The organism is Gordonia sp. NPDC003429, from assembly GCF_053588575.1.
In genome coordinates this window covers 56546-82068 of sequence record NZ_JBSFQF010000011.1, presented here as the reverse complement: position 1 = coordinate 82068, position 25523 = coordinate 56546, and the positions used below count along the sequence as shown (strand labels likewise).

Genomic DNA, 25523 nt, shown 5'->3' with positions numbered 1-25523 from the left:
GGTCAGGCGGCGGTCAGTACCAGTCCGCTGGTCGGCACGCCGGTTCCGGCCGTGACGATCACCGCTGCGGCGTCGTCGACCTGGTTTACCGAGGTGCCGCGCAGTTGGCGAACTCCTTCGGCGATGCCGTTCATGCCGTGGATGTAGGCCTCACCGAGTTGCCCGCCGTGGGTGTTCAGCGGCAGCCGTCCGCCCACTTCCAAGGCGCCGGGTTCCCGGACGAAGTCCTTGGCCTCGCCGCGGCCGCAGAACCCGAGTTCCTCGAGTTGCAGGAGTGTGTAGGGCGTGAAGTGGTCGTAGAGGATGGCGACGTCCATGTCGTCGGGACGCAGCCCCGACTGTGCCCACAGCTGCCGCCCGACGAGTCCCATCTCGGGGAGCGCGGCGAGTTCGTCGCGGTAGTAGCTGGTCATGATGAACTGGTCGTCGGCGCTGCCGGCCCCCGCCGCCGCGATCATCGCGGGCCGGTGGGGCAGATCGCGGGCCCTCTCTGCGGACACCACGACCACCGCGACGCCGCCGTCGGATTCCTGGCAGCAGTCGAGCAGATGCAGGGGCTCGGCGATGAATCGGGAACTCTGATGGTCCTCGAGCGTGATCGGCTTGCCGAAGAAGAAGGCGTTGGGGTTGCACGCCGCATGTTTGCGGTCGACCACCGCGATGCGCCCGAAATCCTCACTGGTGGCGCCGTATTCGTATTGGTAGCGCTGCGCCACCATCGCGACGAACGCGGCCGGGGTGGACAGTCCGTGCGGATAGCTGAAGGCGTTGTCGGTGCCCGACGAGTTCTCCTGGTTGGCCACCGCGGAATTGACCTGACCGAAGCGCAGACCGGAGCGTTCGTTGAACGCCCGGTAGGCCACCACCACATCGGCCACGCCGGTGGCCACCGCCATCGCGGCCTGCTGCACCGTCGCGCACGCGGCGCCACCGCCGTAGTGGATACGCGAGAAATAGGTGAGGTCACCGATACCGACCGCCCGGGCCACGGCGATCTCGGCATTGGTGTCCATGGTGAAGCTGACCAGACCGTCGACGTCGGCGGGTGTGAGGCCCGCGTCGGCGATCGCGGCGGAGACGGCCTCGGCGGCCAGTCGTAGTTCGCTGCGTCCGGAGTCCTTGGAGAAGTCGGTGGCGCCGATCCCCGCGATGGCGGCCTTACCCGACAAGCTGTTGCCCGACAGGCTCATCGGTGTGCTCCGATCGTGAGGGTGACGGTCGAGATGACGTGCTTGCCGAGACTGTTGGCGCCGGTGACGGCCACGGTGACGAGTTCGTCATCGACGGCGGTGACCTCGCCGGTGAAGGTGACCGCGTCGTAGGCGTACCAGGGCACGCCGAGTTTCAACGAGATCGACCGTATCCGCGCTGACGGTCCGGCCCAGTCGGTGACGAAGCGTTCGACGAGTCCGGTGTCGGTGAGGATGTTGACGAAGATGTCCGCCGAGCCCTTGGCCTGTGCCAGATCACGGTCGTGGTGCACATCCTGGAAGTCGCGGGTGGCCAGCGCGGTGGACACCACGAACGTCGGTGACGCGTCGATCGTCAATGGCGGCAGCTGGGTTCCCACCACCACCGTCGATGCCACGCCGGCGGTCATCGCCGTGCCTCCGCGGAACCGGCCCGCGCCACTGGGCGCCAGGCGTAGAGCGTCCACGCGTCGGTGCCCGCGTCGGCGTCGGCCGGGAAGTCGAGAAAGGTGACCTCGACGGGCATGCCGATCTCGACGTCGTCGGGTTCGACGTCGCGCAGTTCGCCGAGCATCCGCACGCCCTCATCGACTTCCACCAGCGCCACCACGAACGGGAGCGTACGACCGGGCACCTTGGGCGCACGATGCACCACGTAGCTGTAGACGGTGCCGGTCCCTTGTGCGACCACGAAGTCGGTTTGCGGATACGTGCCGTCGGGATCGCGGGGCTTCCAGGTGGCGGGGACCGGCGGATGACGCAGGGTGCCGTCGGCGGTCTGTTGGATCCGCAGTTCGTGCGCCGCCACGCCGTCCCAGAAGAACGCGGTGTCACGCGAAACACTCGGCCGCAGCATCCGGGTGGGGTCGAGATCTTGGTTGAGCTTGTCCCCCTGCTCGTTGAGCTCGTCCCCCCGCTGGTTGAGCTTGTCGAAACCCTCGGCGGCCGGCGGCCGGAACTTGAGGATGCGGAAATTCATCTCGGCGACCACCTCGTCGCCCACCGACCACGTGTTGCGAGTGGTGAAGAACCAGCCCTCGCCCAGCGCCGTGTTCTTGGGCCCGGTCACGTCGAGGAGTTCACTCGACAGCGAGACCTGTTCACCCACCTCGAGATATCGGTGATAGGTGGTGTCGCAGTTCGTGGCCACCACCGAGGTGTAGCCGGCCTCGTCGAAGAGTTCGCTTGCCCGGCCGAGCGGATCGTCGGCGGCGCGCACACCGTGCAGCCCTCGCATGGTCCACACCTGGGCCATCGCGGGCGGCGCGACGATGCCGGGATGACCGGCGGCACGCGCTGCGTCGGCGTCGACGTAGACGGGATTGCGGTCCCCCATCGCCTCCACCCAGTTGTTGATCATCGGCGTGTTCACGGGGTCCCGCCCGGCCACCGGGGCACTGGCTCCGGCGTCGATGAGTATCTGTGCGGCGGAGCGGATCTCGGCGGCGGAGACGGCGTTCATCGCTTGGCCCGCGGCAATCCGAGACCGGCGGTGGCGATCATGTCCCGCATCACCTCGTTGACCCCTCCACCGAACGTGATGACCACGTTGCGCTTCTCCTGCACATCGAGCCACTCCACCAGGGCCGCGGTCTGCGGGTCGGTGAAATCACCGTAACGGCCGACGATCTCGTCGACCATCCGGCACACCATCTGCACCCGTTCGGTGGCGAAGACCTTGGTGGCCGCGGCGTCGGCCATGGAGATGGCCTCGCCGGTGGAGGCGACCTGCCAGTTCAGCAGTTCGTTGATTCGTGCGTACGCGTCGATCTGCGCCAGCGTGCGCCGCACATCGGGTTGCTTGACGATCGCCGTGCCGTCCGGTCCCGCCTGCGCGGCCCACCGGCGGACCCGGGCCGCGAGTCCCTCGATCCGTCCGGCGGGGCCGAGCATGACCCGTTCGTGGTTGAGCTGCGTGGTGATCAGCTTCCAGCCGTCGCCTTCGCCGCCCACCCGCATCCCGACCGGCACCCGCACGTCGTTGTAGTAGGTCGCGTTGACGTGGTGGGCGCCGTCGGCGGTGATGATCGGTGTCCAGCTGAAGCCCGGATCGGAGGTGTCGACGATCAGAATCGAGATGCCCTTGTGCTTGGGCACGTCCTTGTCGGTGCGCACCGCGAGCCAGATGTAGTCGGCGTCGTGGCCTCCGGTGGTGAAGATCTTCTGGCCGTTGACCACGTAGTGATCGCCGTCGAGAACGGCCGAGGTGGTCAGCGACGCCAGGTCGGTGCCGGCCTCGGGCTCGGTGTACCCGATCGCGAAATGCACCTCACCGGAGAGGATGCGGGGCAGGAACCTCTCCTTCTGTTCCGGTGTGCCGTACACCTGCAGTGTGGGCCCCACGGTCTGCAGGGTCACCGCGGGCAGCGGCACGTCGGCGCGGACTGCCTCGTTGGTGAAGATCTGCTGTTCGATCTCGCCGAAACCCTTGCCGCCGTATTCTTTCGGCCAGCCGACACCCAGCCAGCCGTCACGTCCCATCTGTCGGATCACCCTGCGATAGGCGGCGCCGTGGCGGTCGGTGACCATCTCCGCGGCGTCGGACGGTTCGATCAGCGTCGAAAAGTATTCGCGCAGTTGTGCCTTCAGCGCCTTCTGATCGTCGGTGAGGTCAATGAACATCGGCGAGCTCCCCCAGGTCGGCCAATTCGTCGAGTCGCGCGTCGCCACCGCCGACGAGTCGGGCCAGGTCTTTGGCGATGGAGAAGTAGCGGTGCAGCGGATAGGTGATGTCGACGCCGATACCGCCGTGCAGGTGGGTCATGGTGCGCATGGCGGCGGGGGTCTCGGCGGCGATCCAGTACGTGCCGATGCCCAGGTCGTGGTCGGCGTCACGCCGTTGCGACAGGCGCCAGGCCGCCGACGTGGCGGCCAGGTGCAGCGACCGCCCGACGACGTAGATGTCGGCGAGTTGCTGGCCCACCGCCTGGAACAGCGCGATGGGTTTGCCGAACTGGTTGCGCTGGGAGACGTGGTCGGCGGTGAGCCGGGTGGCACCGGCGACGAGGCCGTCGGCGTAGGTGCACAGCGCGACGCGGTAGTAGTCGCGCTGCACGGCGAGGTCGGCGGTCAGCAGGTCCGCATCGTCGACGGCGACGTCGTCGAAGCGCACCGTGAACTCCCCCCAGCAGCTCGACGCGGGGGTACGAACCACGCTCACGCCGGAAGAGGTCGGGTCCACGGCGATCACGCCGGCGTCGGCGGCGACGAGCAGGGCATCGGCCCCCTCCGCGTGCAGCACACCGGTTTTGGTGCCGTTGAGCCGTCCGTCGCGCAGGGTGGTGTGCGGCGTGACGGTCAGCGTGTCGCCGGGTTCACCGAGGGCCACCGCATGCCGGCCGCCGCCGGTCAGCGTGCGGCCCCAGCGCGCCCACGGTCCATCCGCGGCGCAGTCCGGGTCGACCGCGTCGAGTACCAGGGCCGATGTCACCGATCCGATGGCCGGGGTGACCGCCGCCGACTCCCCCAACCGCCGCAGCATCGGCGCGACGTCGCAGACGCCGAGGTCGTCGCCCCCGAACGCCGCGGGTAGCGGCAGCGCGACCAGACCGGCATCGACCACCGCCCGCCACAGGACGGTGTCGAAACCACCGGGCACCGCGTCGTCGAAACCGTCGTCGGTGAAGCGATCGGCCCAGTCGGGGCGATGCCGGGAGAGCACGTCGGCGGCGACGTCGGCCACCGCCGTGGCCGCGGAATCGAGCGCAAAATCCACCCGTATCCTCCTCGTCGGAGCGGAACAGAACTAGAACTTGTTCTAGTTGTATCAGACCCGGCGGGCCGTGTGTCCTCAATGGCCCATGATCTGCGGTTTTCGCCGCATGGCGACTCTCAGCCGCGGGGCAGTCCGAGAATGCGTTCGGCGGCGGCGGTGCGCAGGATCTGGGTGGTGCCACCGGCGATGGACAGACAGCGGTTCTGCAGGAGGAGGTCGCCGGCATCGGATGCCACGAGTCCCTCGGCACCGAGGAGATCCTGACCGAACGCGGGCACCGATTGCCGATGCGCCACCCCGATGAGCTTGCGCACACTCGACAGCGCACCCGGGTCCAGCCCTTGGACCCGCCGGGCCACCGACCGCGCGTCGAGGACCCGGCCGATGTGGGCGTCGGCGACCAGGTCGCCGAGCCTGCGCATCTCACCGGCGTCGAGGGCGCGAGAAGAGTCCGCGAGTTGCCGCAGCAGCGCGTCCATCTCCTTGCCGAGACCCGATCCGCCCATGGCGACCCGTTCGTTGGCCAATGTGGTGCGTGCCAGGCGCCAGCCGGCGTTGACCTCGCCGACCACGCAGTCGTCGGGCACGAACACATCGTCGAGGAACACCTCGTTGAAGTTGGCCTGTCCGCTCAGTTCGCGCAGTGGCCGGATGTCGATGCCCGGCGTGCTCATGTCGACCAGGAAGTAGGTGATCCCCTTGTGTTTCGGTGCCTCGGGGTCGGTGCGCGCCAGGCAGATCCCCCACTGCGCGTTGTGCGCCTGCGACGTCCAGATCTTCTGCCCCGACAACAGCCAGCCGCCGTCTGCCCGGGTGGCGCGGGTGCGCAACGACGCGAGGTCGGAACCCGCTTCGGGCTCACTGAACAGCTGACACCAGACGATGTCGCCCTCGAGCGTGGGCACCACGAACCGGTCACGTTGCGCGTCGGTGCCGTGATCGAGGATCGTCGGCACGGCCCAGGCGCCGATCACCAGGTCCGGCCGCTCCACGTCGGCGGCCTCGAACTCGCTGTCGATGAGGAGTTGCAGCGCCGGACTCGCGCCGAGTCCGTAGGGCGGCGGCCAGTGCGGGGCCAGGTAGCCCGATCGGGCGAGCTTCCCGCGCCGGCCGACGGGGTCGGTAGCGGCGACCTCGGCGACGGCGGCCCGGACTTCTGCGCGGCGCTCCTCCACCGTCGACAGGTCGACGTCGAAAGTGATCCGGACACCGTCGAATCCACATCGGGCGAGGTCGGCGCGCTGCCGGGTTGCCGCACCCACTGCGGCGCGCGCGGCCACCGCCGACCGCAGGTACAGATGCGCGTCGTGTTCGAAGGTGAAGCCGATGCCGCCGAGCACCTGGACGCAACCCTGCGTGACGCGTACCGGCAGGTCGGCGGTGAGCACGTCGGCGGTGAGTCGGCTCATCGTGAGCTGATCCAGCAGGTATTCCGGGTGGTCGGCCGCGGCGAACCGGTCCAGGGAGCCGGCGAGATCCCATGCCGCGGACTCGATCTGCTCGGTGTCGCACAGCATGTCGGCGCAGAGGTGCTTGACCGCCTGAAACGAGCCGATCGGAGCCCCGAACTGGGTGCGCACCTTGGCGTAGGCGACCGCGGTGTCGAGCGCCCAGCGCGCCACGCCGCTCTGATACGCGGTGCGACCGCACGCCAACGCCCCGACGAGCATCGGCCCGTTCGGGCAGGCGATCAGGTCGTCGGCAACCAGTCCGGTGATGGAGACCCGCGACACCGACGCCGTGCCGTCGATCACCGCCTGCGGCATCACCTCGCGCACACCGGCCCCGGGCGGCACGATCCAGAACGATCCGCGCCGCCCCGGAACCGCGGCGCACACCAGCACCACCAGGTCGTCGTCGTATCCCGCGACCGGACCGAGATCGAGCCGCCCGTCGAACTCGGGTACCTCATCCCACGCGGTGAGCCTCGCGGGCACCACCGCCGGCCGCTCGCCGCCGATCACCTCGTCGAGCAGTTCCGGTGCGCGCGGGTCGTCGGACGCCGACAACGCGATCGCGGCGGCCACCGTGGCGACGATCGGCCCGGGCACCAGCCTGCGGCCGCATTCCTGCAGCATCGCCGCCACATCGGCCCAGCTCCCGCCGAGTCCACCGCATGTTTCCGGCAGCGCCGTCGCGAACACCCCGAAGTCTCCGAGCTGGCCGAACAGCTCACGCCACCGGTCACTCGGCTTCTCCAGATCGGCACGGACGAGCTCGGTGGTGCGGAGGCGATCGGCCCAGGACGAGATCGACGTACACACCGCGATCTGTTCGGGAGAGGTGGCTAGCGTCACTCTGAATCCTCTGCATGTCGAGTTGTGACCAGGAAATAGAACCTGTTCTAATATGCCATGGGTGGGTGTCGGCAACCACCCGCCGAACCGAGGAGATCTCACGTGACGATGGTGCGAACGCATGGCCCGGCAGACAGCTGAGGAGAACGTGTCACCGGAGGGCGCCACGGCGCGCACCCCGGTCGGCTCGGCCGGGGAAAGCGGTTCGGCCGCGCAGCGTGATCGCCGTCGACGCATTCTCGACGCGACCTTGGCGCTTGCCTCCAAGGGCGGGTACGACGCGGTGCAGATGCGCACCGTCGCCGACAAGGCCGACGTCGCCGTGGGCACTCTCTACCGCTACTTCCCGTCCAAGGTGCATCTGTTGGTGACCGCGCTGGCGCGCGAACTCGAACGGGTGGAGTCCCGCGTCGACCGCTCGCAACTGCGCGGCGACAACGCGATCGAGCGTCTGCGCCACGTCCTCGACATGATCACCTTTGCGATGCAACGGGATCCGCTGCTGACCGAAGCGATGACCCGCGCGTTCATGTTCGCCGACGCGTCGGCGACCACCGAGGTCGATCAGGTGGCCTCGATCATCGACCGGTTGCTGGCCGGGGCCATCGTCGACGAAGGTGAACCGACCGACGAGGACCTGGCGATCGCGCGTGTGCTCGCGGACGTGTGGATGTCGAATCTCGTGCAGTGGCTGACCCGGCGCGCCTCGGCCACCGACGTCACCAATCGTCTCGAACTGACCGTGCGACTACTGCTGAAGAGCCGGGTGGAGGAGTAACGCCCGGCGCTCAGCGGGTGGAGGGTTTCTTCGACACGGGCTGCGGCGCCGGCTTGGGCGCGGGCTGCGGCCGCAGGTCGGCCTCGATCAGGGGCCAGGTGTCGTGCAGATCCTTTTCCCAGTACGCCCAGGAGTGGGTTCCGTTGGGCCGCAACATCACCGTGTTCGGGATGCGTAGCGCACGCAGGCGCTGCGTCATCTGCTGGGTGCAGTTGTTCACCGCGGCCTCGATCAGCCCGCCGAGGGCCACCTGGTTGGCCAGGGTCACCGGGTCGCCGGCGATCAACGGCGAGCTGAGCTGATCGTAGGGCCCGGGCAGTCCGCTTCCACTGGTCATGTAGACCTTGGTGCCCCGCAGTCTGGCCGCATTGATGTAGGGATCGTTGGCACGCCACCCCGGCCCACCGGGCACACCCCACATGTTGACGATGTTGCCGCCGCCACGGTCGCCGACGACCATCCGGATGTATTGCATGCCCAGGGGATCGCTGGTGCGCGCGCATCCGCTGTAGGCCGCCACGGATTTGTACAGACCGGGCGCGGCGATGGCGAGGTTGAGCACCGAGGTGCCTGCCATCGAGATGCCCGCGATCGCATTGGCCTTGGTGGTCTTGAACTCCTTGTCGATCAACGGCGGGAGTTCCTTGGTCAGGAACGTCTGCCACTTGTTGCGGCCGAGTACCGGATCGTCGCGCTGCCAGTCGGTGTAGTACGAGAACGCACCGCCGATCGGGGTCACCACGTTGACGTTCTTGTCGGCGAAGAACTGCGCGTACGAGGTCTTCGCGGCCCAGGTCGCCGAATCCTCGCCGCCGCCGGCGCCGTTGAGCAGATACAGCGTGGGAACCGGTTTGCCGGTGTCCTTGGGATGCAGCACGGTGACGGGAATCGGCTTGTTCATCGACGCCGAGTAGACGATGAGGGTGCTCTGCAGGGGCGAATCGTGCACCACGGTCTGGATGCTGGAGACCGACGGGATGGGGCCGGCCGGCGACGGGTCGGCGGCCGCGACGCCGCTGAGCGTGCCGGCGCCAACCGTCACCGCGGACAGCGCCGCGAATGCTCCCACACGGCGAATCCATCGCTTACTCACATCTGCCCCTTTAGTCACATTCGTAACATCAGTCTCAGATGTTACTCAGGGCGCTCGTGGCTCGACAAACCCGGACGGAGGTCGTTAGGCAGTTGTGACCGCGACGCTCGGGCTATACTCTATTTTCTATAGAGTTTACCGAAGGAGTCCCCGTGCACACCCTGTCCACCGAAGAGAAGGCCATCGTCGAGACCGTCCGCGACTTCGTCGACAAGCAGGTCCGTCCGGTGGTCCGCGACCTCGAGCACGCCAACACCTATCCCGAGGCGCTCATCGAGCAGATGAAGGAGATGGGCGTCTACGGGTTGGCCATCCCCGAGCCCTACGGATTCGCACAGGTGTCGATGCCCTGCTACGCGCAGGTCACCGAGGAACTCGCGCGCGGCTGGATGAGTCTTGCCGGTGCGATGGGCGGGCACACCGTGGTGGCCAAGCTCATCCTGACCTTCGGGACCGACGAGCAAAAGCAGAAGTACCTGCCCCGCATGGCGACCGGAGAACTGCGCGCCACCATGGCGCTCACCGAGCCGGGCGGCGGCTCCGACCTGCAGGCCATGACGACATCTGCCCGCCGCGACGACGACGAGTACGTGATCAACGGGTCCAAGACGTGGATCTCGAACGCCCGCAAATCCGGCCTGGTGGCGCTGTTGTGCAAGACCGATCCGCACGCCCGGCCGGCGCACACGGGCGTGTCGATTCTGTTGGTGGAGAAGGTTCCCGGATTCACCGTCTCCCGCGACCTACCCAAGCTCGGCTACAAGGGCGTGGAGAGTTGTGAACTCAACTTCACCGACGCCCGCGTCCCGGCCGATGCCGTGCTCGGCGGCACCGAGGGCCGCGGCTTCGCACAGATGATGACGGGGCTCGAGGTGGGCCGGATCCAGGTCGCGGCGCGCGCCACCGGCGTCGCCAGGGCCGCCTTCGACGACGCACTGCGCTACGCCCAGGAACGCGAGAGTTTCGGTGTGCCGATCTGGAAACACCAAGCGGTGGGAAACATGCTGGCCACCATGGGCACAAAGCTCGCCGCGGCACGCAGCCTGCTCCTCGACGCCGCCGAACGGGTCGGATCAGGCCGGCGCTCGGACATGGAGGCGGGCATGGCCAAACTCTTCTGCTCGGAGACGGCCATGCGGATCGCTCTCGACGCGGTCCGAATCCACGGCGGCTACGGCTATTCCACCGAATACGACGTGGAGCGCTACTTCCGCGACGCTCCGCTGATGATCGTGGGTGAGGGCACCAACGAGATCCAGCAGAACGTGATCGCCAAACAGCTCGTCGCCCGCGGCGGGCTCGCCATTTGACCCATCAACCCAATAACCTTCTCTCCCGGAGGTGATCTGATGCTCCCGCTCCAGGGCGTGACGGTGCTCTCCCTCGAGCATGCGGTCGCGGCGCCCTTCGCCACCCGGCAGCTCGCCGACCTCGGCGCCCGGGTGATCAAGGTCGAGCGACCCGGCACCGGCGATTTCGCGCGCTACTACGACGAATCGGTCAACGGGCTCGCCAGCTACTTCGTCTGGCTCAACCGGTCCAAGGAGTCGATCGCGCTCGACGTCAAGAGCGAACGTGGCCGGGCGATACTCCACGACCTCGCCGACCGGGCGGACGTGATCGTGCAAAATCTCGGACCGGGTGCCGCCGACCGGCTCGGATTCGGCGCCGACGCCATCCGGGCCCGTAATCCCCGCACGATCACACTCTCGATCACCGGTTGGGGCAGCACCGGCCCCTGGGCCGACCGCAAGGCCTACGACCTGCTGGTCCAATGCGAGACCGGGCTGGTCTCGATCACCGGAACCCCCGACGACGGCGCGAAGGCCGGCGTCTCGATCGCCGACATCGCAGCCGGGATGTACGGCTTCTCCGGGGTTCTGGCCGCGCTCTACCGGCGACAGGTCACCGGCGAGGGCGCGCACATCGAGGTGTCGCTGTTCGAGGCGCTGGCCGAATGGATGGGCCAGCCCGCGCACTTCACCGCCGGTGCCGGCCAACAACCCGGGCGCTTCGGCGCCCAGCACGCCACCATCGCGCCGTACGGTCCGTTCACCGCGGCCGACAGTCACGTCTTCTTGCTTGCCATCCAGAACGAGCCCGAGTGGCATCGTCTGTGCGAGAACGTCTTTGACGACCCGGGCCTGGCGTCCGACCCGCGCTTCGGATCGAACACGTCACGGGTGGCCCATCGTGATCAGATCAACGAGAAGGTGCAGGCCCACGTCGGACGGTACTCGTCCGACGAGTTGTCGGACCGCCTTGGCCGGGCGCGCATCGCATTCGGCGGCGTCAACACCGTCACCGAATTCCTCGACCATCCGGTGCTCTCCGCCCGGGATCGGTGGCGCAGCGTCGACACCGAGAACGGCCCGATACGCGCGTTGCTCCCGCCGATCGACCTGGGTGCCGGCCCGCGCATGGATGCGGTCCCGTCACTCGGCGCCGACACCGTCTCCATCGCACACGAACTCGGCCTCGCCGACGCCGACATCGCCGGCCTGGCGGCCGACGGAGTGCTCGGCATCCCCGACCGCGACACACCTCCTGTGTCCACCCCCAGCCCCCTGTCCGCCACGAACCCGGGAGAACGCCGGTGACCGACACCCGCACTTCGCTGACCGATTACCTCACGTCGTGGTCGCCGGAACCGGTGGTCGAGGCCGACGACCTCGATCCGGCACAGGCGACGCGACTCGCCGCCACCCTGGATCTCGGCGACACCTTCACTGCGGGAGGCGAACTGCCGCTCCCGTGGCAGTGGATCTTCTTTCCCGACTGGCCCGCAACCGCAGCGCTGGGCGTCGACGGGCATCCCGCCGACGGCCACTTCCTGCCGCCGATCCCCGACCGCCGACGCATGTTCGCGGGATCGACCATGTCGGTGTCGCAACCGCTTCGACTCGGCGAACCCACGCAGAAGCGGTCGAGCCTGCTGGACGTCGTCGAAAAGCACGGCCGTACCGGCGACATGCTGTTCGTCACCGTGCGCAGCGAATACTCCCAGGGCGGTGCCGTCCGGCTCATCGAGGACCAGAACCTGGTGTACCGCAGCGATTCCGGATCGTCTCGGCCGTTCACCCGGGAGATCGAGGAGCTCGGCGCCACCGACCGGCCCTGGACCGCCGAGCCGATCCCCACCGCCGCGCTGTTGTTCCGGTATTCCGCGCTCACCTCCAACGCGCACCGCATCCACTACGACCGGCCCTATGTGACCGGGGTCGAGGGATACCCCGACCTGGTGGTGCACGGACCACTGCTGGCGACGTACCTGGCGGAGCTCGCTCGCGCACACAATCACGGTGTGTCGTTGCGTCACTTCGACTTCCGGCTGCGCAAGCCACTGTTCCTCGGTGACCGGTTCCGGGTGGTGGGACATCCCGAGGGCGACGGGGCCGACCTGCGGGTTGTCAGCGGCGCCGACACCGTCCACGTCACCGCGCACGGGACCTTCTGATGGCCGCCGACGAACCTGGTCCCGACGATCTCGACACCGCCCGGACGTTTCTGTTCGTGCCGGGCAACCGTCCGGAGCGCTTCGCCAAGGCGGAGGCCGCCGGAGCCGACGTCGTGGTGATCGACCTCGAGGACGCGGTGGCCCCAACGGACAAGGTGTCCACGCGCGACCACGTCGCCGGGTGGCTCGCGGCCGGTCACAGCGCGGTGATCCGGGTCAACGCGGCGACCACCGAATGGCATCGCGACGACGTGGCGCTCGCCGCGCGGTTCGGAGCGGCGACCCTCGTGGCGAAGGCGGAGTCGGCCGAGTCGCTCGCCGACATCGCCGCGGCGACCGCCGCGCCGGTGATCCCGCTGGTGGAGACCGCGGTGGGACTCACCCGCTGCGCCGACCTCGCGCAGGTGAGCGGCGTGGCGCGGATAGCTTTCGGCGCCATCGATTTCGCCGCGGAACTCAGGGTCGATCCCGACGACCGCGAGGCGTTGCTGTTCGCCCGGTCGTCGCTGGTGGTGGCATCGGCGGCAGCCCGGATCGGTAGTCCCGTCGACGGGGTCACCACCGCGTTGCGCGATCCCGGTCGGCTGACCGACGACGTGCGCTATGCCGCCCGGATCGGGTTGCAGGGCAAGCTGTGTATCCATCCGGCGCAGGTCGAGGTGGTGCACGAGTGCCTGGCTCCGTCATCGGAGGAGGTGGCGTGGGCCGAGCGGATCGTGGATGCCGTGGCGCGGTCCGACGGCTCCGCTATCGCGGTCGACGGTCAGATGGTCGATCCGCCCGTCGTCGCCCGTGCCGAGCGCATTCTCGCGGCGGCCCAGCGTTGACCGAATACCACCAGATCACCCGCACCGCCGACGGCACGCGTCTCGCCGTACAGGTGCGCGGCACCGGGCCGGCGTTGTTGCTGCTGCCCGGGCAGGCCAACACCCATCGCTGGTGGGACCGCACCCGCGGTGATTTCACCCGCGATCACACCACCATCACCTTCGACTACCGCGGCACCGGCGACAGCGATTCACCCGACGGCCGATACAGCACACCACAGTTCGCGCAGGACGCGATCGCGGTACTCGACTCCCTTTCCATCGGCCGGTTCGATGTGTACGGCACGTCGATGGGCGGTCGGACCGCGCAGTGGATCGCGATCACCGCGCAACCGAGGTTGCGTCGACTCGTGCTGGGCTGCACCACATCCGGCGGTCATCACGCGGTGGAACGCGCACCGGAGATCCGTCGTGCGCTCGCCGGTCCGGATGCCGCGGCGGTGATGACCGACCTGATGTACACACCGCGGTGGCAGGCCGAACACCCCGGTCCCTACCAGGTTCTCGGCGATCCGACGATGAGCGACCGGGCGCGGCGTGCCCACCTGCGCACCAGCAACACCCATGACGCGTGGGGCAGACTGCCCGAGATCGCCGCGCCGACACTGATCCTGCACGGCACCGACGACCTGTTCGCGCCGGCCGTCAACGCCGATATCCTCGCCGAACGCATCCCCGACGCGCGGGTGCACCTGTTCGACGGCGCCCGCCATGGCTACTTCGACGAATGCCGGGACACCGCCGGCCCGATGGCGCTGGAGTTCCTCGCCGGTTGATCGATCAGCTCTTCCGGTGGGCTGCAAGCAGATGTCCGGCGTTGCGGATGTGCGCCGACATCGCGGCGCGGGCGGCGTCGGGGTCGCGATCACGCAGGCTGTCGATGATCGCGCGGTGGTCGGCGGCCGATGCCTGCGGCCAGCCCTCGACCGACGCGAAGAACCGTCGCGGCGCATAGTTGAGCGACCCCTTGATCATCCAGGACAGCTTGGGCGAGTCGGCGGCGCGATAGACGATCCGGTGAAACTGATGGTTGAGGAGCTCCACCTGATCGAAATCGTTTGCGCGAGCACACTTCTCGAGATCGGACTGGATGCGTTCGAGTTCGTCGAGATCGTCGCCGGTGATCCGGGTGGCCGCCCGCGCCGCGAGTTCGCCGGCCAGCAGGGCCTGTCCGGTGAACACGTCCTCGACGTCGGTGCTGCTCAGCGGCGCCACCACGAAGCCGCGGCGCGGCTCCACCCGCAGCAGCCCCTCGCTCTGTAGCGAGAGCAGTCCTTCACGCATCGGGGTGGCCGAGATGTCGAGTTCGGCGGCCATGCTCTCGGGCCGGATGAACTCCCCCGGCGCGAGCCCGCCGGAGACGATGAGTTCGCGGACATGCTCGGCCGCCTCGTCGGACAGTCGCGGCCGACGCCGGCGGCGCGGTCGGGCCTCCTCGCTCATGGCACGAAATATAGTCTATTGAGCGGTTGGGTCCACAAAAGTTGGCGACGCCACGGCCGCACGTGCGGCCGCAGCAAGTGATTCGTGAATCCAGGCGGGTTCGACAACGCGGAACGCGATGTCGAACCGTGCCGCCCAGAGCGTTCGTTCCGCGCGGCGACGGTCACCGAAGTGCAAGACGACTCGAGCGGCGTGCTCGCCGCCGGCGGCGACGCCGGTCACGGCGATTCCCAGATCGGTGAAGCGTGCCACATCACCTGGTGCGCAGTCGATCACCACATCCAGCGACTCGAATCCGGCCCGGAACTCGGCACGTCGACGTTGCCAGATCTCGTCGAGGTCGACATCGTCGGCTCGCTCGGCGGGGACGTCGAGAACGGTGACGTCGCTGATCCGTGACACCCGGTACATGCGCTCTGCCCCAGCAACATTCGCCACGAGGTACCAGGTGTCGCCGGCGACGATCAGACCCACCGGGTCGACGATGCGCTCGACGGCCGATGCCGAACCCGGGCGTCGATAGTCGAGCCGCACCCGCCGGCCGTCGAACACCGCCTGCTGCAGAGGACCAAGCGCGTCGAGTGGCGCCGGTGCGCGGACGAATCCCTCGGGGCGCACCAGCACGCGCTGCGCCGCGCGCATCGCATCGGGGCGGTAGGCCTCGGGCAGGGCGGCCGCGATCTTGCGCATCGCACTCGAGAGCGCCGACGACTCGAGGCGCCCGCCCGCGGCGAGGAGCGCGGCCGCCTCATCCGGGGTGAGTCCGGTGAGGTCGGTTCGGTAGCCGGGGACCAGCGCGACGCCGCCGTGGCGGCCACGCTCGGTGTACACGGGCACCCCCGACAGCGACAGTGCGTCGATGTCGCGCAACACCGTCCGCTCGGAGACGTCGAGTTCGGCGGCGATTCGCGCCACCGTCATCCGCCCATGCGTCTTCAGCAGCATGATCAGGTTCAGGAGGCGTTCGGCCCGCATGTCGGAAATTCTCCACGAATACATGACAGAAGGTGTCATGTATCAGCGATTCACTGGGTTCTGCACGCGCTCCGACCCGTCCGAAAGGCTCACCATGACTCAGCCCGCCGATCCCCGACCGTTCTACAAGACGGCCACCTCCTGGATGGCCGACCTGCTCGCCAGCGTCGATGACGATCAGCTCGGCAACCCCACGCCCTGCACCGATTTCGACGTTCAGACCCTGTCGGCACACATCGTCGGTACCGCGCGCCGGGCCGTGGCACTCGGCGCGGGTATCGACGTCACCAGCGTGCCGTCGATCGCCGACCGCCACGATGCCGTGTCGTATGCGAAGGCAGTGGCCGAGGCCATCGCCCTGTGGAGCGACGACGCGAAGCTGTCGGCCATGGTCACCGTGCCCTGGGGTCAGGTGCCCGGCGCGGGCGCGCTGTGGGGCTACGTCAACGAGACCCTCGTGCACGCCTGGGATCTCGCCGAGGCCACCGGACAACCCGCCGAAGGTGATCCGGAGGCGGCAGGCGTCACACTCGCGGTGGCCCAACGGTTCATTCCGGCGGAGATCCGCGATGATCCCGGTGTGCCGTTCGCGCCCGTCGTCGAGCCTCGACCCGACGCGGGACCCACCGAGCGTCTGGCGAACTGGTCCGGACGCTCGGCGGCCTGGCGGTAGCCGCCTCCAGCATCGGAGTGGACCCACAGACTCGGGGCCTACGCTGGGTCTGATGACCGACGACCGCATGCGCACCGAGCCCTCGCGCGGTGTGGTCGCGGATGCGCCGTCGGCGTCGGGCGCGTTCGCGTCGCTGTCGGTATACAACTACCGCCTCTATTTCACCGGCCAGGCCGTATCGCTCATCGGCACCTGGATGCAGGCCACCGCGCAGGCGTGGCTGGTGCTGACACTGAGCGGCTCGACGTCGACCCTCGGCGTGATCGTCGCCCTACAGGCGGTGCCGATCCTCGTGATCGGGCCCTACGCGGGGGTGGTGGCCGACCGGGTGGATCGTCGGACGCTCATGATCGCCTTGCAGTCGGTGATGGGGGTGCTGGCGGCTGTGCTGGCCGTGCTCACCTTCGGCGGGTGGGTACGGGTGTGGCAGATTGCCGTACTCGCGCTGCTCCTCGGCCTCAACAACGCCTTCGAGAATCCGGCTCGTCAGGCCTTCATCCACCAGATCGTCGGCACCGACCTGATCCGCAATGCGGTCACCCTGAACTCGGTGATGGTCAACGCGGCCCGGTCCGTCGGGCCCGCGGTGGCCGGCGTGCTGCTCGCGGCGGCGGGCGCCGGGTGGTGTTTTGCGATCAACGCGGCCAGCTTCGTCGCGGTGGTGGCCTCTCTGGCGATGATGCGGACCGCCGAGATCACCGAGGAGCAGCCCGTCGCGCGGGCCAAGGGCCAACTGCGCGAGGGATTGCGTTACGTCGCCGACAAACCGGTCCTCTGGGTGCCGCTACTGATGATGGGTCTCGTCGGCACCCTCGCCTACGAGTTCCAGGTGTCGCTGCCCGCGGCGGCCAGGGACGTCTTCGACGGTGGCCCGCAAGCGTTCGGTTTCATGACCTCGTCGATGGGCGTCGGGGCGGTGGTGGGCGGTTTGATCGTCGCGGCGCGCGGCACCACCGGTCTGCGAACCCTGGTGATCGCCTCCACCGGATTCGGCGTCACCATCGCACTGACCGCGGCAGCGCCGACACTGTGGATGGCGATCGCCGCCCTGTTCTTCGTCGGCTGGCTGAGCGTGTCCTTCATGTCCACGGGCAATGCCACGCTCCAGCTGAACTCCGAACCGCGGATGCGCGGTCGGGTGATGTCGCTGTGGTCGGTGGCGTTCATGGGTTCCACCCCGATCGGCGGGCCACTGATCGGGTGGATCATCGAGGTCGCCGGTGCCCGGGCCGGGCTGGCCGTGGGCGCCGCGTCATGTTTCATCGCTGCCGGGCTCGGCGCGACCGTGTGGTGGAGACGATCGCGCACAGCGACCTGAGAAGTCCGCGGCACAAAACACGGTGTAGCGTGCCTGACGTCCGGCTTGTGAATTCCGCGGAAACGGAGGGTGAGCGATCGTTAGCACGACCACGGATCGCGCCCCGGAACCCGAGGAACCCCGCGAAACGGATAAACACGACATTCGTGCGGAGAGTCCGCAACCGGTGACCGCGACCCGGCGCGACAAGCACCTGTACCAGATCGATCTCGTACGGCTGGTCACCTTCGGCGGCGTGATCCTCGATCACGTCATGATCATCACGACCGCCGCCACCAGCGTCGCCGCCGGTGCGGTGGAGGTGTTCCTCCGATACACCCGCTACGGCTTCTTTGCCCTGACCGGCTTCGTCCTCACCTACCAGTACCGCAATCGTTCGCTCGATCCGATCCCGTTCTGGCGGCGGCGTTTCAAACTCATCGGGCTGCCGTTCGTCACGTGGACGCTGTTCTACTGGACCTACGGGCGGTACCGCATCGACGGAATCGCCACACTCAAAGGCGTTGTGGCCGACCAACAGTCGATGATCACCGCAGCCAAGAGCATTGCCTACGATCTGGTGACCGGCAACGCGATGTATCATCTGTACTTCTTGTCGGTGAGCATGCAGATCTACGCTGTGTTCCCGCTGATCCTGGTGATCCTCAAGCGTACGTGGGGTTTTCATCGCTACCAGTTGGCGGTGAGTTTCGCGATCCAGGTGGCGCTGATGTACTTCATGGTGCGCCCGGTACCCAGAATCTTCGCCGACGGTCCCGCACATGTGCTGTGGACCCACCTGGTGATCACGATCTTCCCGTATCAGTTCTTCATTCTCGCGGGCTGTGTGGCCGCCATGCATTACGAGGCGTTTCAGGCGTTCGTGATCCGGTGGCGGTGGCAGCTGCTGACCCTGTGCGCGGCGACCGTGGTGGGCACACTGATCTACTACCTCTACCTGACCTCGAACGGCACCTCGGTGGGACGGGCCACCAACGTGTTCCTGCCGCACAACGTGTTCGCATTCATGGCCATCATCGTGATCCTCTACTGCCTCGGCACCATCTGGCAGCAGCGCCGCACGCCGGGCTCGATACCCGACGCCGTGTTGCGCACCGCGTCGGACCGGTCGTTCGGGATCTATCTGGCCCATCCCCTGGCGCTGAGTGCTCTCTACCCCGCCATCAACATCACGTCGTGGCCGGGTTTTCCGCGGGTGCTGCTGGCCTACACCGCGACGGTCGCCCTCACCGTGTTCGTGGTGGAGGTGCTTCGCCGCAGCCCGATCAGTCTGATCACCACCGGTCGCAGCCGCATCGACTGGCGCTCGCAGAATGCGCTGCGCTCGCTGCTCGTCGCGGTCGCGTCGATCGCGGTGGGCGCGCTGCTGCGCGGCGTCTTCGGCCTGTGGGTGGGGAATCTGCTCGCCGTCACCGGAGCGCTGCTGGCGGTCTCGGCGCTGATCGTCGCGTGGCATCAGTACCGGCACCGCGACCACGAATATGTCGAGCAAGCCGTCTGAGATTCCCGTCGAGCGTGCCCACATCCGCGTCGAGCGTGCCCACATCCGCGTCGAGCGTGCCCGGATCCCCGTCGAGCGTGCCCGGATCCCCGTCGAGCGTGCCCGGATTCGCGTCGAGCGTGCCCGGATCCGGGTCGAGCGTGCCCACCGGGTGACCTCGTCGTCTGTGTAGATCACTCGACAGCGGTGTCGCCGACGACGCGAGCACGATGTATGTGAAAATGTCTGTCGTGTCCCGTCGCCATCTGCACCGCGGTCTCATTGCGGTCGCTGCTCTCGTCGCGGCCGCGGCCGTCGTGCTGCCCGGCAGTGGGGGCGGAACGCCCGGACCGACGATGAAGCCGGCCGTCCGGGCTGCCGCGGAGACGCCGGCGAAGTATGTCGCCCTGGGTAGCTCCTATGCCTCGGGTCCCGACGCGTCCCCGGGCCCGGAGGGCGGATGCCTGCGTACCGCCGACAACTATCCGCACCAGGTCGCGCGCGCACGCCACATGCAGTTGGTGGACGCCACATGTTCTGGTGCGACGACTGCGAACATCGTTTCGGTCCCACAGAAGTTCATGCCGAGCCCGCAGATCGACGCCGTGACGCGCGATACCGCGCTGGTCACCATCACCACCGGCGGCAACGACATCGGCTACATCGCACGACTGATCACGATGAGCTGCCAGACCGTCCTTGACGGCATCATTCCGGGGACAGCACCGCGCGGATGTGCCTTCGGCCGGGAGCCAGCGCCAGAACCCGGCCCGGCTCGCTACGCCGCCGTGCAACGCGAGATCGTCGACACCATTCACGTGGTGCGGCAGCGCGCGCCGCGAGCCGAGGTGGTCCTCGTCGACTATCCGCCCGCGGTAGTGGCTGGGGGTTTGCCCTGCGCACTGCTGCCGCTGAACCCCGATCAGATCGCGGAAACCGTACGGATCTTCGATGCACTCGCCGCGGCGACGGCTCGCGCGGCGCAGGAGACCGGAGCGACCCTGGTGAAGGCGTCACGTGCGGGAGCCGCGCACACCGTCTGCTCGGCGCAACCATGGCTGCGTGGGTTTGCCCCGCCGATCCCGTATCACCCCGACGAAGCCGGCAAGACCGGCGTCGCCGACCTGGTGGTCGACGCCCTCGGCGGACCGCGGAGCTGAGCATCCCGCCCGCCGGTTGAGCTTCCCCGCTGGTTGAGCTTGTCGAAACCACCGCCCGCGGGCACGCTCAACGCGGAAGCGGGCACGCTCAACGCGGAAATGGGCACGCTCAACGCGGAAATGGGCACGCTCAACGCGCACACGACGGCGGCCGCTCGCGCGCTGAATCGACCGGGCTAGCTCACGTCGCCCTGGGTGTCGCCGGCCTGGTCAGCTCGGCCGGAGCGTCGGGCAGCTCGCGGGGCTTCTCGGAGCCGGTGAAGGTGAACTTGGCACCGTCCCCGTCGCCCTCGCCGTCCCAGTTCTCCACGTCCACCAACACGATCTGACCCGGGGTCAGCTCGTTGAAGAGGATCTTCTCCGAGAGCTGATCCTCGATCTCACGCTGGATGGTGCGACGCAGCGGCCGAGCACCGAGCACCGGGTCGAAACCGCGCTTGGCCAGCAGCGACTTGGCCCTGTCGGTGAGCTCGAGCGCCATGTCCTTGTTCTTCAACTGCGTCTCGACCCGGTTGATCATGAGGTCGACCATCTGGATGATCTCCTCCTGAGTCAGCTGGTGGAAGACGATCACGTCGTCGATACGGTTGAGGAACTCAGGACGGAAGTGCTTCTTGAGCTCGTCGTTGACCTTGAGCTTCATCCGCTCGTAATTCGACGTCGAATCGTCGCCCTTGGTGAAGCCCAGACCCACGGCCTTGGAGATGTCGGAGGTACCGAGGTTCGAGGTGAAGATCAGCACGGTGTTCTTGAAGTCGACCGTGCGGCCCTGACCGTCGGTGAGGCGGCCGTCCTCGAGCACCTGCAACAGCGTGTTGTAGATCTCCGAGTGTGCCTTCTCGATCTCGTCGAACAGCACCACCGAGAACGGCTTGCGGCGCACCTTCTCGGTGAGCTGGCCACCCTCTTCGTACCCGACGTAGCCGGGAGGCGCACCGAACAGACGCGACGCGGTGAACCGGTCGTGGAATTCACCCATGTCGATCTGGATGAGCGCATCGTCCTCACCGAAGAGGAAGTTGGCCAGCGCCTTGGACAACTCGGTCTTTCCGACACCCGACGGGCCGGCGAAGATGAACGAGCCGGACGGACGCTTGGGGTCCTTCAGACCCGCACGCGTACGGCGAATGGCCTTCGACACGGCCTTGACCGCATCCTCCTGGCCGATGATCCGCTTGTGCAGCTCCTCCTCCATGCGGAGCAGACGGGTGGTCTCCTCCTCGGTGAGCTTGAACACGGGGATACCGGTCCAGTTGCCCAGCACCTCGGCGATCTGTTCGTCGTCGACCTCGGCCACGACGTCCATGTCGCCGTTGCGCCACTGCTTCTCGCGCTCGGCACGCTCGTTGACGAGTTGCTTCTCCTTGTCGCGCAGGCTCGCGGCCTTCTCGAAGTCCTGTGCGTCGATCGCGCTTTCCTTCTCCTTGCGGGCCTCGGCGATCCGCTCGTCGAACTCACGCAGGTCTGGCGGCGCGGTCATCCGGCGGATGCGCATGCGCGCGCCCGCCTCATCGATGAGGTCGATCGCCTTGTCCGGCAGGAAGCGGTCGTTGATGTACCGGTCGGCCAGGGTGGCGGCGGCGACCAGCGCGCCATCGGTGATCGACACCCGATGGTGTGTTTCGTAGCGGTCGCGCAGGCCCTTGAGGATCTCGATGGTGTGCTCCACCGACGGCTCGCCCACCTGGACGGGCTGGAAACGACGCTCGAGGGCGGCGTCCTTCTCGATGTACTTGCGGTACTCGTCGAGCGTGGTGGCACCGATGGTCTGCAGCTCACCGCGGGCCAGCTTCGGCTTCAGGATGCTGGCGGCGTCGATCGCACCCTCGGCGGCACCCGCGCCGACGAGCGTGTGCAGCTCGTCGATGAACAGGATGATGTCGCCGCGGGTGTTGATCTCCTTGAGGACCTTCTTGAGCCGCTCCTCGAAGTCACCGCGGTAGCGGCTGCCGGCGACCAGCGAACCGAGGTCGAGGGTGTAGAGCTGCTTGTCCTTGAGGGTCTCGGGCACCGCACCGTTCACGATGGCCTGCGCGAGACCCTCCACGACGGCGGTCTTGCCGACGCCGGGCTCGCCGATCAGCACCGGGTTGTTCTTGGTGCGGCGCGAGAGCACCTGCATGACCCGCTCGATCTCTTTCTCGCGTCCGATGACCGGATCGAGTTTGCCCTCGGCCGCGGCAGCGGTCAGATTTCTGCCGAACTGGTCGAGCACGAGCGAGGTCGACGGGGTGCCCGACTCACTGGTCCGGCCGCCGGTGCCCGCCTCCTGCGGCTCCTTGCCCTGGTAGCCGGACAGGAGCTGGATGACCTGCTGGCGGACCCGGTTGAGGTCGGCGCCCAGCTTGACCAGCACCTGAGCGGCCACACCCTCACCCTCACGGATGAGGCCGAGCAGGATGTGCTCGGTGCCGATGTAGTTGTGTCCGAGCTGCAGCGCCTCACGCAGCGACAGCTCGAGGACCTTCTTGGCGCGCGGAGTGAAGGGAATGTGCCCCGACGGTGCCTGCTGCCCCTGGCCGATGATCTCCTCGACCTGGCTGCGGACACCTTCCAGGGAGATACCCAGCGACTCGAGCGCCTTGGCGGCCACGCCCTCGCCCTCGTGGATCAGACCCAGCAGGATGTGCTCGGTCCCGATGTAGTTGTGGTTGAGCATCCGCGCCTCTTCCTGGGCGAGGACCACAACCCGGCGTGCGCGGTCGGTGAACCGTTCGAACATTGTTCTCCCTCACATTGGTAGCGCCCCGGCCGTCGTTGAGAAAACCGTCAGGTGGCGACAACTGCGGTGGTGTCGGATAGACGACGACCAGCGTGTGCTCCACTCTAGTGGTCGCGTGGTGTGCACCTGCAGTTAACGCCCGGTCGGTTCTGATCGGATTTCCGTCTCACCGGGGTCTGCGGGGTACAACCGCCCAGCACAGGGCCATGTTCCGCGTTAAGGGGCACTGCGCTACGCCGAGAGCGAAACGACAGACCTTCAGCGCTGTTGGAGTGCGATCACGTTGCCGGAGGGGTCGGCGAACCAGGCGATGTCGGGACCGCGGCCGTGTCCGTGGGCGATCGCGCGTTCGTCCTGGTCGAATCCGTCGTAGCGGAGAAAGTCGACCTCACGCGCGGCGAGCTCGTCGACCCGTGCCACCAGGTCCGGAACCGGGATGTTGAGCACCGTGAACGACGCCGGCTGGTGATCGGGCTTCGGATAGGCGAGCACCGTGGTGCCCCGGTTGATCCGGATTCCCAGGAGGTACGCGCCCGCTCCCTCGGCGTCTGCGCCCATCGGGAAACGCAGCACCCGCATGCCCAGCACGTCGCGATAGAACGCCTCGGTGGCCTCGAGGTCACGTACGGCAAAGCCCGAGAACGCCGACGTCGGCGCGCTCATCTGAGCCTCGTGCGCGTCGCTCAGGCGCAGGATCTGCACCCAGTTGCCGTCGGGATCGGCGACGGTACCGAAGTGGTTGCCGTCGCGATCCTCGAGTGGGCTGACCCACTCCGCGCCGAGCGCGTCGAGCCGGCCCGCGGTGGCGACGGGATCATCGACCTCGACATTCAGGATCGCGCGGGCTCCCTGCGGTTTCGCGCCCGAGACGTCGGCACGTGTGTCCAGCATCAGAGCGAAGCCGTCGAGGTCGACGATGGTGTAGCCCTCACCGTCGGGTGCGCCTGGCACGCTCATGAGCTCGGCCTCGAACGCCCGCGCGTACCACTGGGCGAGGCGCTTCGGATCGTCCGAGGACAGGAGCATGGAGGAAATCGTTGCGGTAGCCATGCGGATACAGACTTGCCGGCTCCCCGAATCTCATCGCGCCGTCGCGCGAGCTCTCCGCGTGGCCAGCGCACAACGCAGCAGGTAGGCGGGACTCGGCGGAATCCAGCCGAGTTGGCCGGCCATGCCCTGATCGTCGCGATTGGCCCAGTGCTCCACGCACAGGCCGTCTCTGATGCGGAACCAGTGCGTCTGGGTGACGGTGAATGTCCGGCCGGTCGGCGCGAAGGCCCGTTCGACGTTGCCGGCGTCGTCGTACACCACGAAGGGACCCCGGTGTGTGCCCGACATGGTCGCGTGCACCACCACCAGGTCGTCATGGGCCACCACCTCATGCGCCTCGTGTGTGACGTCGGGAAACGCTGCGCGCAGCCAGAGCGCGGTGGCCCAGAACGCTTCCGGACCGCGACCGCGACACTCCGGCGGCTCCTGGTGGGCCTCCCGATTGGTCGCGTCGGGATGGATGTGCGCGTCGAACGATTCGCGGGTGCCCGCACCGATGTCGACGAGAGAGCGCAGCGCGACGTCGGTCGCTTCGGAGGTGTTCATGGTCGCATCCTCGGGTCGGGCGTGTCATTTGGATACAGACGGTCTGTATTAGAAATAGAGTATTCATTACAGAGTGCCTGGAGTCAATGAGCGCGGTGCCCGCACGCGCGGCTACGACAACTCCGCCCGACGCGAGAACGCCCGGGCCACCCGGCGTCGCATCGTGTCCGCTGCGACCTCGGTTGTCGAACGAGACGGGTACACCGCCACCGTCGCCGACATCGCCCGCGCCGCCGACGTCTCCCCGGAGACCATCTACAAGAACTTCGGCGGGAAGGCCGGTCTGATCAAAGAGGCCTTCGATCAGGCGATCGCCGGCGACGACGTCCCCGTACCGATGGCCGATCGCCCCGAGTCGGGCGCCATCGACGAGGAGCCCGACCTGGACGAGAAGATCCGCATGTACGCCCGGCTGGCGACCGGTCGTGCCGCCCGCTCGTCGCGGCTGATGCTCGCCATCCGCGACGGCGTTGCCCGCGACCCCGCCCTCGCCGATCTGTACGACGACCTGTTACGTCAGCGCCTCGCGGGGATGACCGCCCTGGCGACCACACTGCTGTCGACGGGTCCGGCGCGTGCCGCGGTCACCGTCGAACGCCTGCGGGATGCCTTGTGGGCGCTCATCTCCCCGGAGATCTACGACATGCTCGTCGGTCAACGCGGCTGGTCGGACGACGACTATCGCGAGTGGCTCATTCGCGCCATCCACGCCGAGGTCGTATGACACGCGAATGACCAGCGCCCCGAACCGCTAACAGGGCCCTGGCCGACCTCCGATCACACCAGCAGCGGGCCCGCC

The 25523-nt window shown here is 67.8% G+C and carries 25 protein-coding genes; 13 read left to right on the top strand and 12 right to left on the bottom strand.

Going from position 1 to position 25523, the window contains the following annotated elements; genetic code table 11:
• Positions 1–2 precede the first annotated feature (2 nt).
• The 6 genes from ACWDSI_RS14620 to ACWDSI_RS14595 all read right to left on the bottom strand — a co-directional run bounded on the left by ACWDSI_RS14620 (position 3) and on the right by ACWDSI_RS14595 (position 7202).
• Positions 3–1190 carry a lipid-transfer protein gene (locus tag ACWDSI_RS14620; RefSeq protein WP_449756961.1) on the bottom strand — a complete coding sequence of 396 codons (1188 nt, stop codon included), beginning with the start codon at positions 1188–1190 and terminating at the stop codon, positions 3–5.
• Entirely contained in the window at positions 1187–1600 is a 414-nt protein-coding gene (locus ACWDSI_RS14615; protein WP_449756960.1) for a MaoC family dehydratase, read from the bottom strand. Before ACWDSI_RS14615 ends, ACWDSI_RS14620 begins: the two co-directional genes overlap by 4 nt.
• Positions 1597–2652, bottom strand: coding sequence for a bifunctional MaoC family dehydratase N-terminal/OB-fold nucleic acid binding domain-containing protein (locus ACWDSI_RS14610; protein WP_449756959.1), 1056 nt, complete (start codon positions 2650–2652; stop codon positions 1597–1599). The genes ACWDSI_RS14615 and ACWDSI_RS14610 overlap by 4 nt, the downstream gene beginning before the upstream one ends.
• Positions 2649–3812, bottom strand: a complete 1164-nt coding sequence (locus ACWDSI_RS14605; RefSeq protein WP_449756958.1) for an acyl-CoA dehydrogenase family protein — start codon at positions 3810–3812, stop codon at positions 2649–2651. Before ACWDSI_RS14605 ends, ACWDSI_RS14610 begins: the two co-directional genes overlap by 4 nt.
• A complete protein-coding gene (locus ACWDSI_RS14600) occupies positions 3802–4905 on the bottom strand; it encodes an acyl-CoA dehydrogenase family protein (RefSeq protein WP_449756957.1) in 1104 nt (367 codons plus the stop codon). Before ACWDSI_RS14600 ends, ACWDSI_RS14605 begins: the two co-directional genes overlap by 11 nt.
• A 116-nt stretch (positions 4906–5021) precedes the next feature.
• On the bottom strand, positions 5022–7202 hold the full coding sequence (locus ACWDSI_RS14595; protein WP_449756956.1) for an acyl-CoA dehydrogenase family protein: 2181 nt from the start codon (positions 7200–7202) through the stop codon (positions 5022–5024).
• Positions 7203–7323: 121 nt separating this feature from the next.
• Between ACWDSI_RS14595 and kstR the strand changes: the two genes are divergently transcribed.
• A complete protein-coding gene (gene kstR, locus ACWDSI_RS14590; protein WP_449745847.1) occupies positions 7324–7980 on the top strand; it encodes a cholesterol catabolism transcriptional regulator KstR in 657 nt (218 codons plus the stop codon).
• A 10-nt stretch (positions 7981–7990) separates the two neighbouring features.
• On the opposite strand, the gene ACWDSI_RS14585 is transcribed toward kstR, so the two are convergent.
• Positions 7991–9031, bottom strand: coding sequence for an alpha/beta hydrolase (locus ACWDSI_RS14585; RefSeq protein WP_449745941.1), 1041 nt, complete (start codon positions 9029–9031; stop codon positions 7991–7993).
• Positions 9032–9225: 194 nt separating this feature from the next.
• Here ACWDSI_RS14585 and ACWDSI_RS14580 point away from each other — a divergent pair, with 194 nt between their 5' ends.
• From ACWDSI_RS14580 to ACWDSI_RS14560, 5 genes are read left to right on the top strand one after another with little or no spacing between them, the layout of a single operon-like run.
• Entirely contained in the window at positions 9226–10383 is a 1158-nt protein-coding gene (locus ACWDSI_RS14580) for an acyl-CoA dehydrogenase family protein (RefSeq protein ID WP_449756955.1), read from the top strand.
• Positions 10384–10422: 39 nt separating this feature from the next.
• Positions 10423–11673, top strand: coding sequence for a CaiB/BaiF CoA transferase family protein (locus ACWDSI_RS14575; protein ID WP_449756954.1), 1251 nt, complete (start codon positions 10423–10425; stop codon positions 11671–11673).
• Positions 11670–12530 carry an FAS1-like dehydratase domain-containing protein gene (locus tag ACWDSI_RS14570; protein ID WP_449756953.1) on the top strand — a complete coding sequence of 287 codons (861 nt, stop codon included), beginning with the start codon at positions 11670–11672 and terminating at the stop codon, positions 12528–12530. Before ACWDSI_RS14575 ends, ACWDSI_RS14570 begins: the two co-directional genes overlap by 4 nt.
• Positions 12530–13357: an HpcH/HpaI aldolase/citrate lyase family protein gene (locus ACWDSI_RS14565; protein WP_449745851.1), complete on the top strand. Its 828-nt coding sequence runs from the start codon at positions 12530–12532 to the stop codon at positions 13355–13357. Before ACWDSI_RS14570 ends, ACWDSI_RS14565 begins: the two co-directional genes overlap by 1 nt.
• Positions 13354–14133, top strand: a complete 780-nt coding sequence (locus ACWDSI_RS14560; protein ID WP_449745852.1) for an alpha/beta fold hydrolase — start codon at positions 13354–13356, stop codon at positions 14131–14133. Before ACWDSI_RS14565 ends, ACWDSI_RS14560 begins: the two co-directional genes overlap by 4 nt.
• Before the next feature lie 4 nt (positions 14134–14137).
• Here the strand turns inward: ACWDSI_RS14560 and ACWDSI_RS14555 are convergent, their stop codons facing one another.
• Complete coding sequence (locus tag ACWDSI_RS14555; RefSeq protein WP_449745853.1) at positions 14138–14800, bottom strand: GntR family transcriptional regulator; 663 nt, start codon at positions 14798–14800, stop codon at positions 14138–14140.
• Between the two features lie 15 nt (positions 14801–14815).
• Positions 14816–15775 carry a helix-turn-helix transcriptional regulator gene (locus ACWDSI_RS14550; protein ID WP_449745854.1) on the bottom strand — a complete coding sequence of 320 codons (960 nt, stop codon included), beginning with the start codon at positions 15773–15775 and terminating at the stop codon, positions 14816–14818.
• A gap of 94 nt (positions 15776–15869) precedes the next feature.
• Between ACWDSI_RS14550 and ACWDSI_RS14545 the strand changes: the two genes are divergently transcribed.
• The 6 genes from ACWDSI_RS14545 (at position 15870) to ACWDSI_RS14520 (ending at position 20586) form a co-directional block, all read left to right on the top strand.
• The gene (locus ACWDSI_RS14545; protein WP_449756952.1) at positions 15870–16448 is read left to right on the top strand and encodes a TIGR03086 family metal-binding protein; all 579 of its coding nucleotides are present in this window, start codon (positions 15870–15872) and stop codon (positions 16446–16448) included.
• Between the two features lie 52 nt (positions 16449–16500).
• On the top strand, positions 16501–17766 hold the full coding sequence (locus ACWDSI_RS14540; protein ID WP_449756951.1) for an MFS transporter: 1266 nt from the start codon (positions 16501–16503) through the stop codon (positions 17764–17766).
• A 166-nt stretch (positions 17767–17932) separates the two neighbouring features.
• Positions 17933–19267: an acyltransferase gene (locus tag ACWDSI_RS14535; protein ID WP_449756950.1), complete on the top strand. Its 1335-nt coding sequence runs from the start codon at positions 17933–17935 to the stop codon at positions 19265–19267.
• A complete protein-coding gene (locus ACWDSI_RS14530) occupies positions 19248–19439 on the top strand; it encodes a hypothetical protein (RefSeq protein WP_449757003.1) in 192 nt (63 codons plus the stop codon). The genes ACWDSI_RS14535 and ACWDSI_RS14530 overlap by 20 nt, the downstream gene beginning before the upstream one ends.
• Before the next feature lie 49 nt (positions 19440–19488).
• Positions 19489–20406 (top strand): SGNH/GDSL hydrolase family protein, encoded by a 918-nt coding sequence (locus ACWDSI_RS14525; RefSeq protein ID WP_449745858.1) that lies wholly within the window; start codon positions 19489–19491, stop codon positions 20404–20406.
• A 39-nt stretch (positions 20407–20445) separates the two neighbouring features.
• The gene (locus tag ACWDSI_RS14520) at positions 20446–20586 is read left to right on the top strand and encodes a hypothetical protein (RefSeq protein WP_449756949.1); all 141 of its coding nucleotides are present in this window, start codon (positions 20446–20448) and stop codon (positions 20584–20586) included.
• 1 nt (position 20587) lies between these two features.
• On the opposite strand, the gene ACWDSI_RS14515 is transcribed toward ACWDSI_RS14520, so the two are convergent.
• The 3 genes from ACWDSI_RS14515 to ACWDSI_RS14505 form a co-directional block, all read right to left on the bottom strand.
• On the bottom strand, positions 20588–23128 hold the full coding sequence (locus ACWDSI_RS14515) for an ATP-dependent Clp protease ATP-binding subunit (protein WP_449756948.1): 2541 nt from the start codon (positions 23126–23128) through the stop codon (positions 20588–20590).
• Positions 23129–23386: 258 nt separating this feature from the next.
• The gene (locus ACWDSI_RS14510; RefSeq protein ID WP_449756947.1) at positions 23387–24178 is read right to left on the bottom strand and encodes a VOC family protein; all 792 of its coding nucleotides are present in this window, start codon (positions 24176–24178) and stop codon (positions 23387–23389) included.
• A gap of 30 nt (positions 24179–24208) precedes the next feature.
• Positions 24209–24724: an ester cyclase gene (locus ACWDSI_RS14505; RefSeq protein ID WP_449745862.1), complete on the bottom strand. Its 516-nt coding sequence runs from the start codon at positions 24722–24724 to the stop codon at positions 24209–24211.
• A 73-nt stretch (positions 24725–24797) separates the two neighbouring features.
• Here ACWDSI_RS14505 and ACWDSI_RS14500 point away from each other — a divergent pair, with 73 nt between their 5' ends.
• Complete coding sequence (locus tag ACWDSI_RS14500; protein WP_449756946.1) at positions 24798–25448, top strand: TetR/AcrR family transcriptional regulator; 651 nt, start codon at positions 24798–24800, stop codon at positions 25446–25448.
• Positions 25449–25523: the final 75 nt, after the last annotated feature.

Excerpts from the sequence above, each read along its gene's own strand:
- ACWDSI_RS14510 (WP_449756947.1), bottom strand. The coding sequence starts at position 24,178 with ATGGCTACCGCAACGATTTCCTCCATGCTCCTGTCCTCGGACGATCCG.
- ACWDSI_RS14565 (WP_449745851.1), top strand. The coding sequence starts at position 12,530 with ATGGCCGCCGACGAACCTGGTCCCGACGATCTCGACACCGCCCGGACG.
- ACWDSI_RS14575 (WP_449756954.1), top strand. The coding sequence starts at position 10,423 with ATGCTCCCGCTCCAGGGCGTGACGGTGCTCTCCCTCGAGCATGCGGTC.
- kstR (WP_449745847.1), top strand. The coding sequence starts at position 7,324 with ATGGCCCGGCAGACAGCTGAGGAGAACGTGTCACCGGAGGGCGCCACG.
- ACWDSI_RS14525 (WP_449745858.1), top strand. The coding sequence starts at position 19,489 with ATGTCTGTCGTGTCCCGTCGCCATCTGCACCGCGGTCTCATTGCGGTC.
- ACWDSI_RS14610 (WP_449756959.1), bottom strand. The coding sequence starts at position 2,652 with ATGAACGCCGTCTCCGCCGCCGAGATCCGCTCCGCCGCACAGATACTC.
- ACWDSI_RS14505 (WP_449745862.1), bottom strand. The coding sequence starts at position 24,724 with ATGAACACCTCCGAAGCGACCGACGTCGCGCTGCGCTCTCTCGTCGAC.
- ACWDSI_RS14605 (WP_449756958.1), bottom strand. The coding sequence starts at position 3,812 with ATGTTCATTGACCTCACCGACGATCAGAAGGCGCTGAAGGCACAACTG.
- ACWDSI_RS14555 (WP_449745853.1), bottom strand. The coding sequence starts at position 14,800 with ATGAGCGAGGAGGCCCGACCGCGCCGCCGGCGTCGGCCGCGACTGTCC.
- ACWDSI_RS14545 (WP_449756952.1), top strand. The coding sequence starts at position 15,870 with ATGACTCAGCCCGCCGATCCCCGACCGTTCTACAAGACGGCCACCTCC.
- ACWDSI_RS14550 (WP_449745854.1), bottom strand. The coding sequence starts at position 15,775 with ATGCGGGCCGAACGCCTCCTGAACCTGATCATGCTGCTGAAGACGCAT.
- ACWDSI_RS14530 (WP_449757003.1), top strand. The coding sequence starts at position 19,248 with ATGTCGAGCAAGCCGTCTGAGATTCCCGTCGAGCGTGCCCACATCCGC.
- ACWDSI_RS14620 (WP_449756961.1), bottom strand. The coding sequence starts at position 1,190 with ATGAGCCTGTCGGGCAACAGCTTGTCGGGTAAGGCCGCCATCGCGGGG.
- ACWDSI_RS14515 (WP_449756948.1), bottom strand. The coding sequence starts at position 23,128 with ATGTTCGAACGGTTCACCGACCGCGCACGCCGGGTTGTGGTCCTCGCC.
- ACWDSI_RS14540 (WP_449756951.1), top strand. The coding sequence starts at position 16,501 with ATGACCGACGACCGCATGCGCACCGAGCCCTCGCGCGGTGTGGTCGCG.
- ACWDSI_RS14615 (WP_449756960.1), bottom strand. The coding sequence starts at position 1,600 with ATGACCGCCGGCGTGGCATCGACGGTGGTGGTGGGAACCCAGCTGCCG.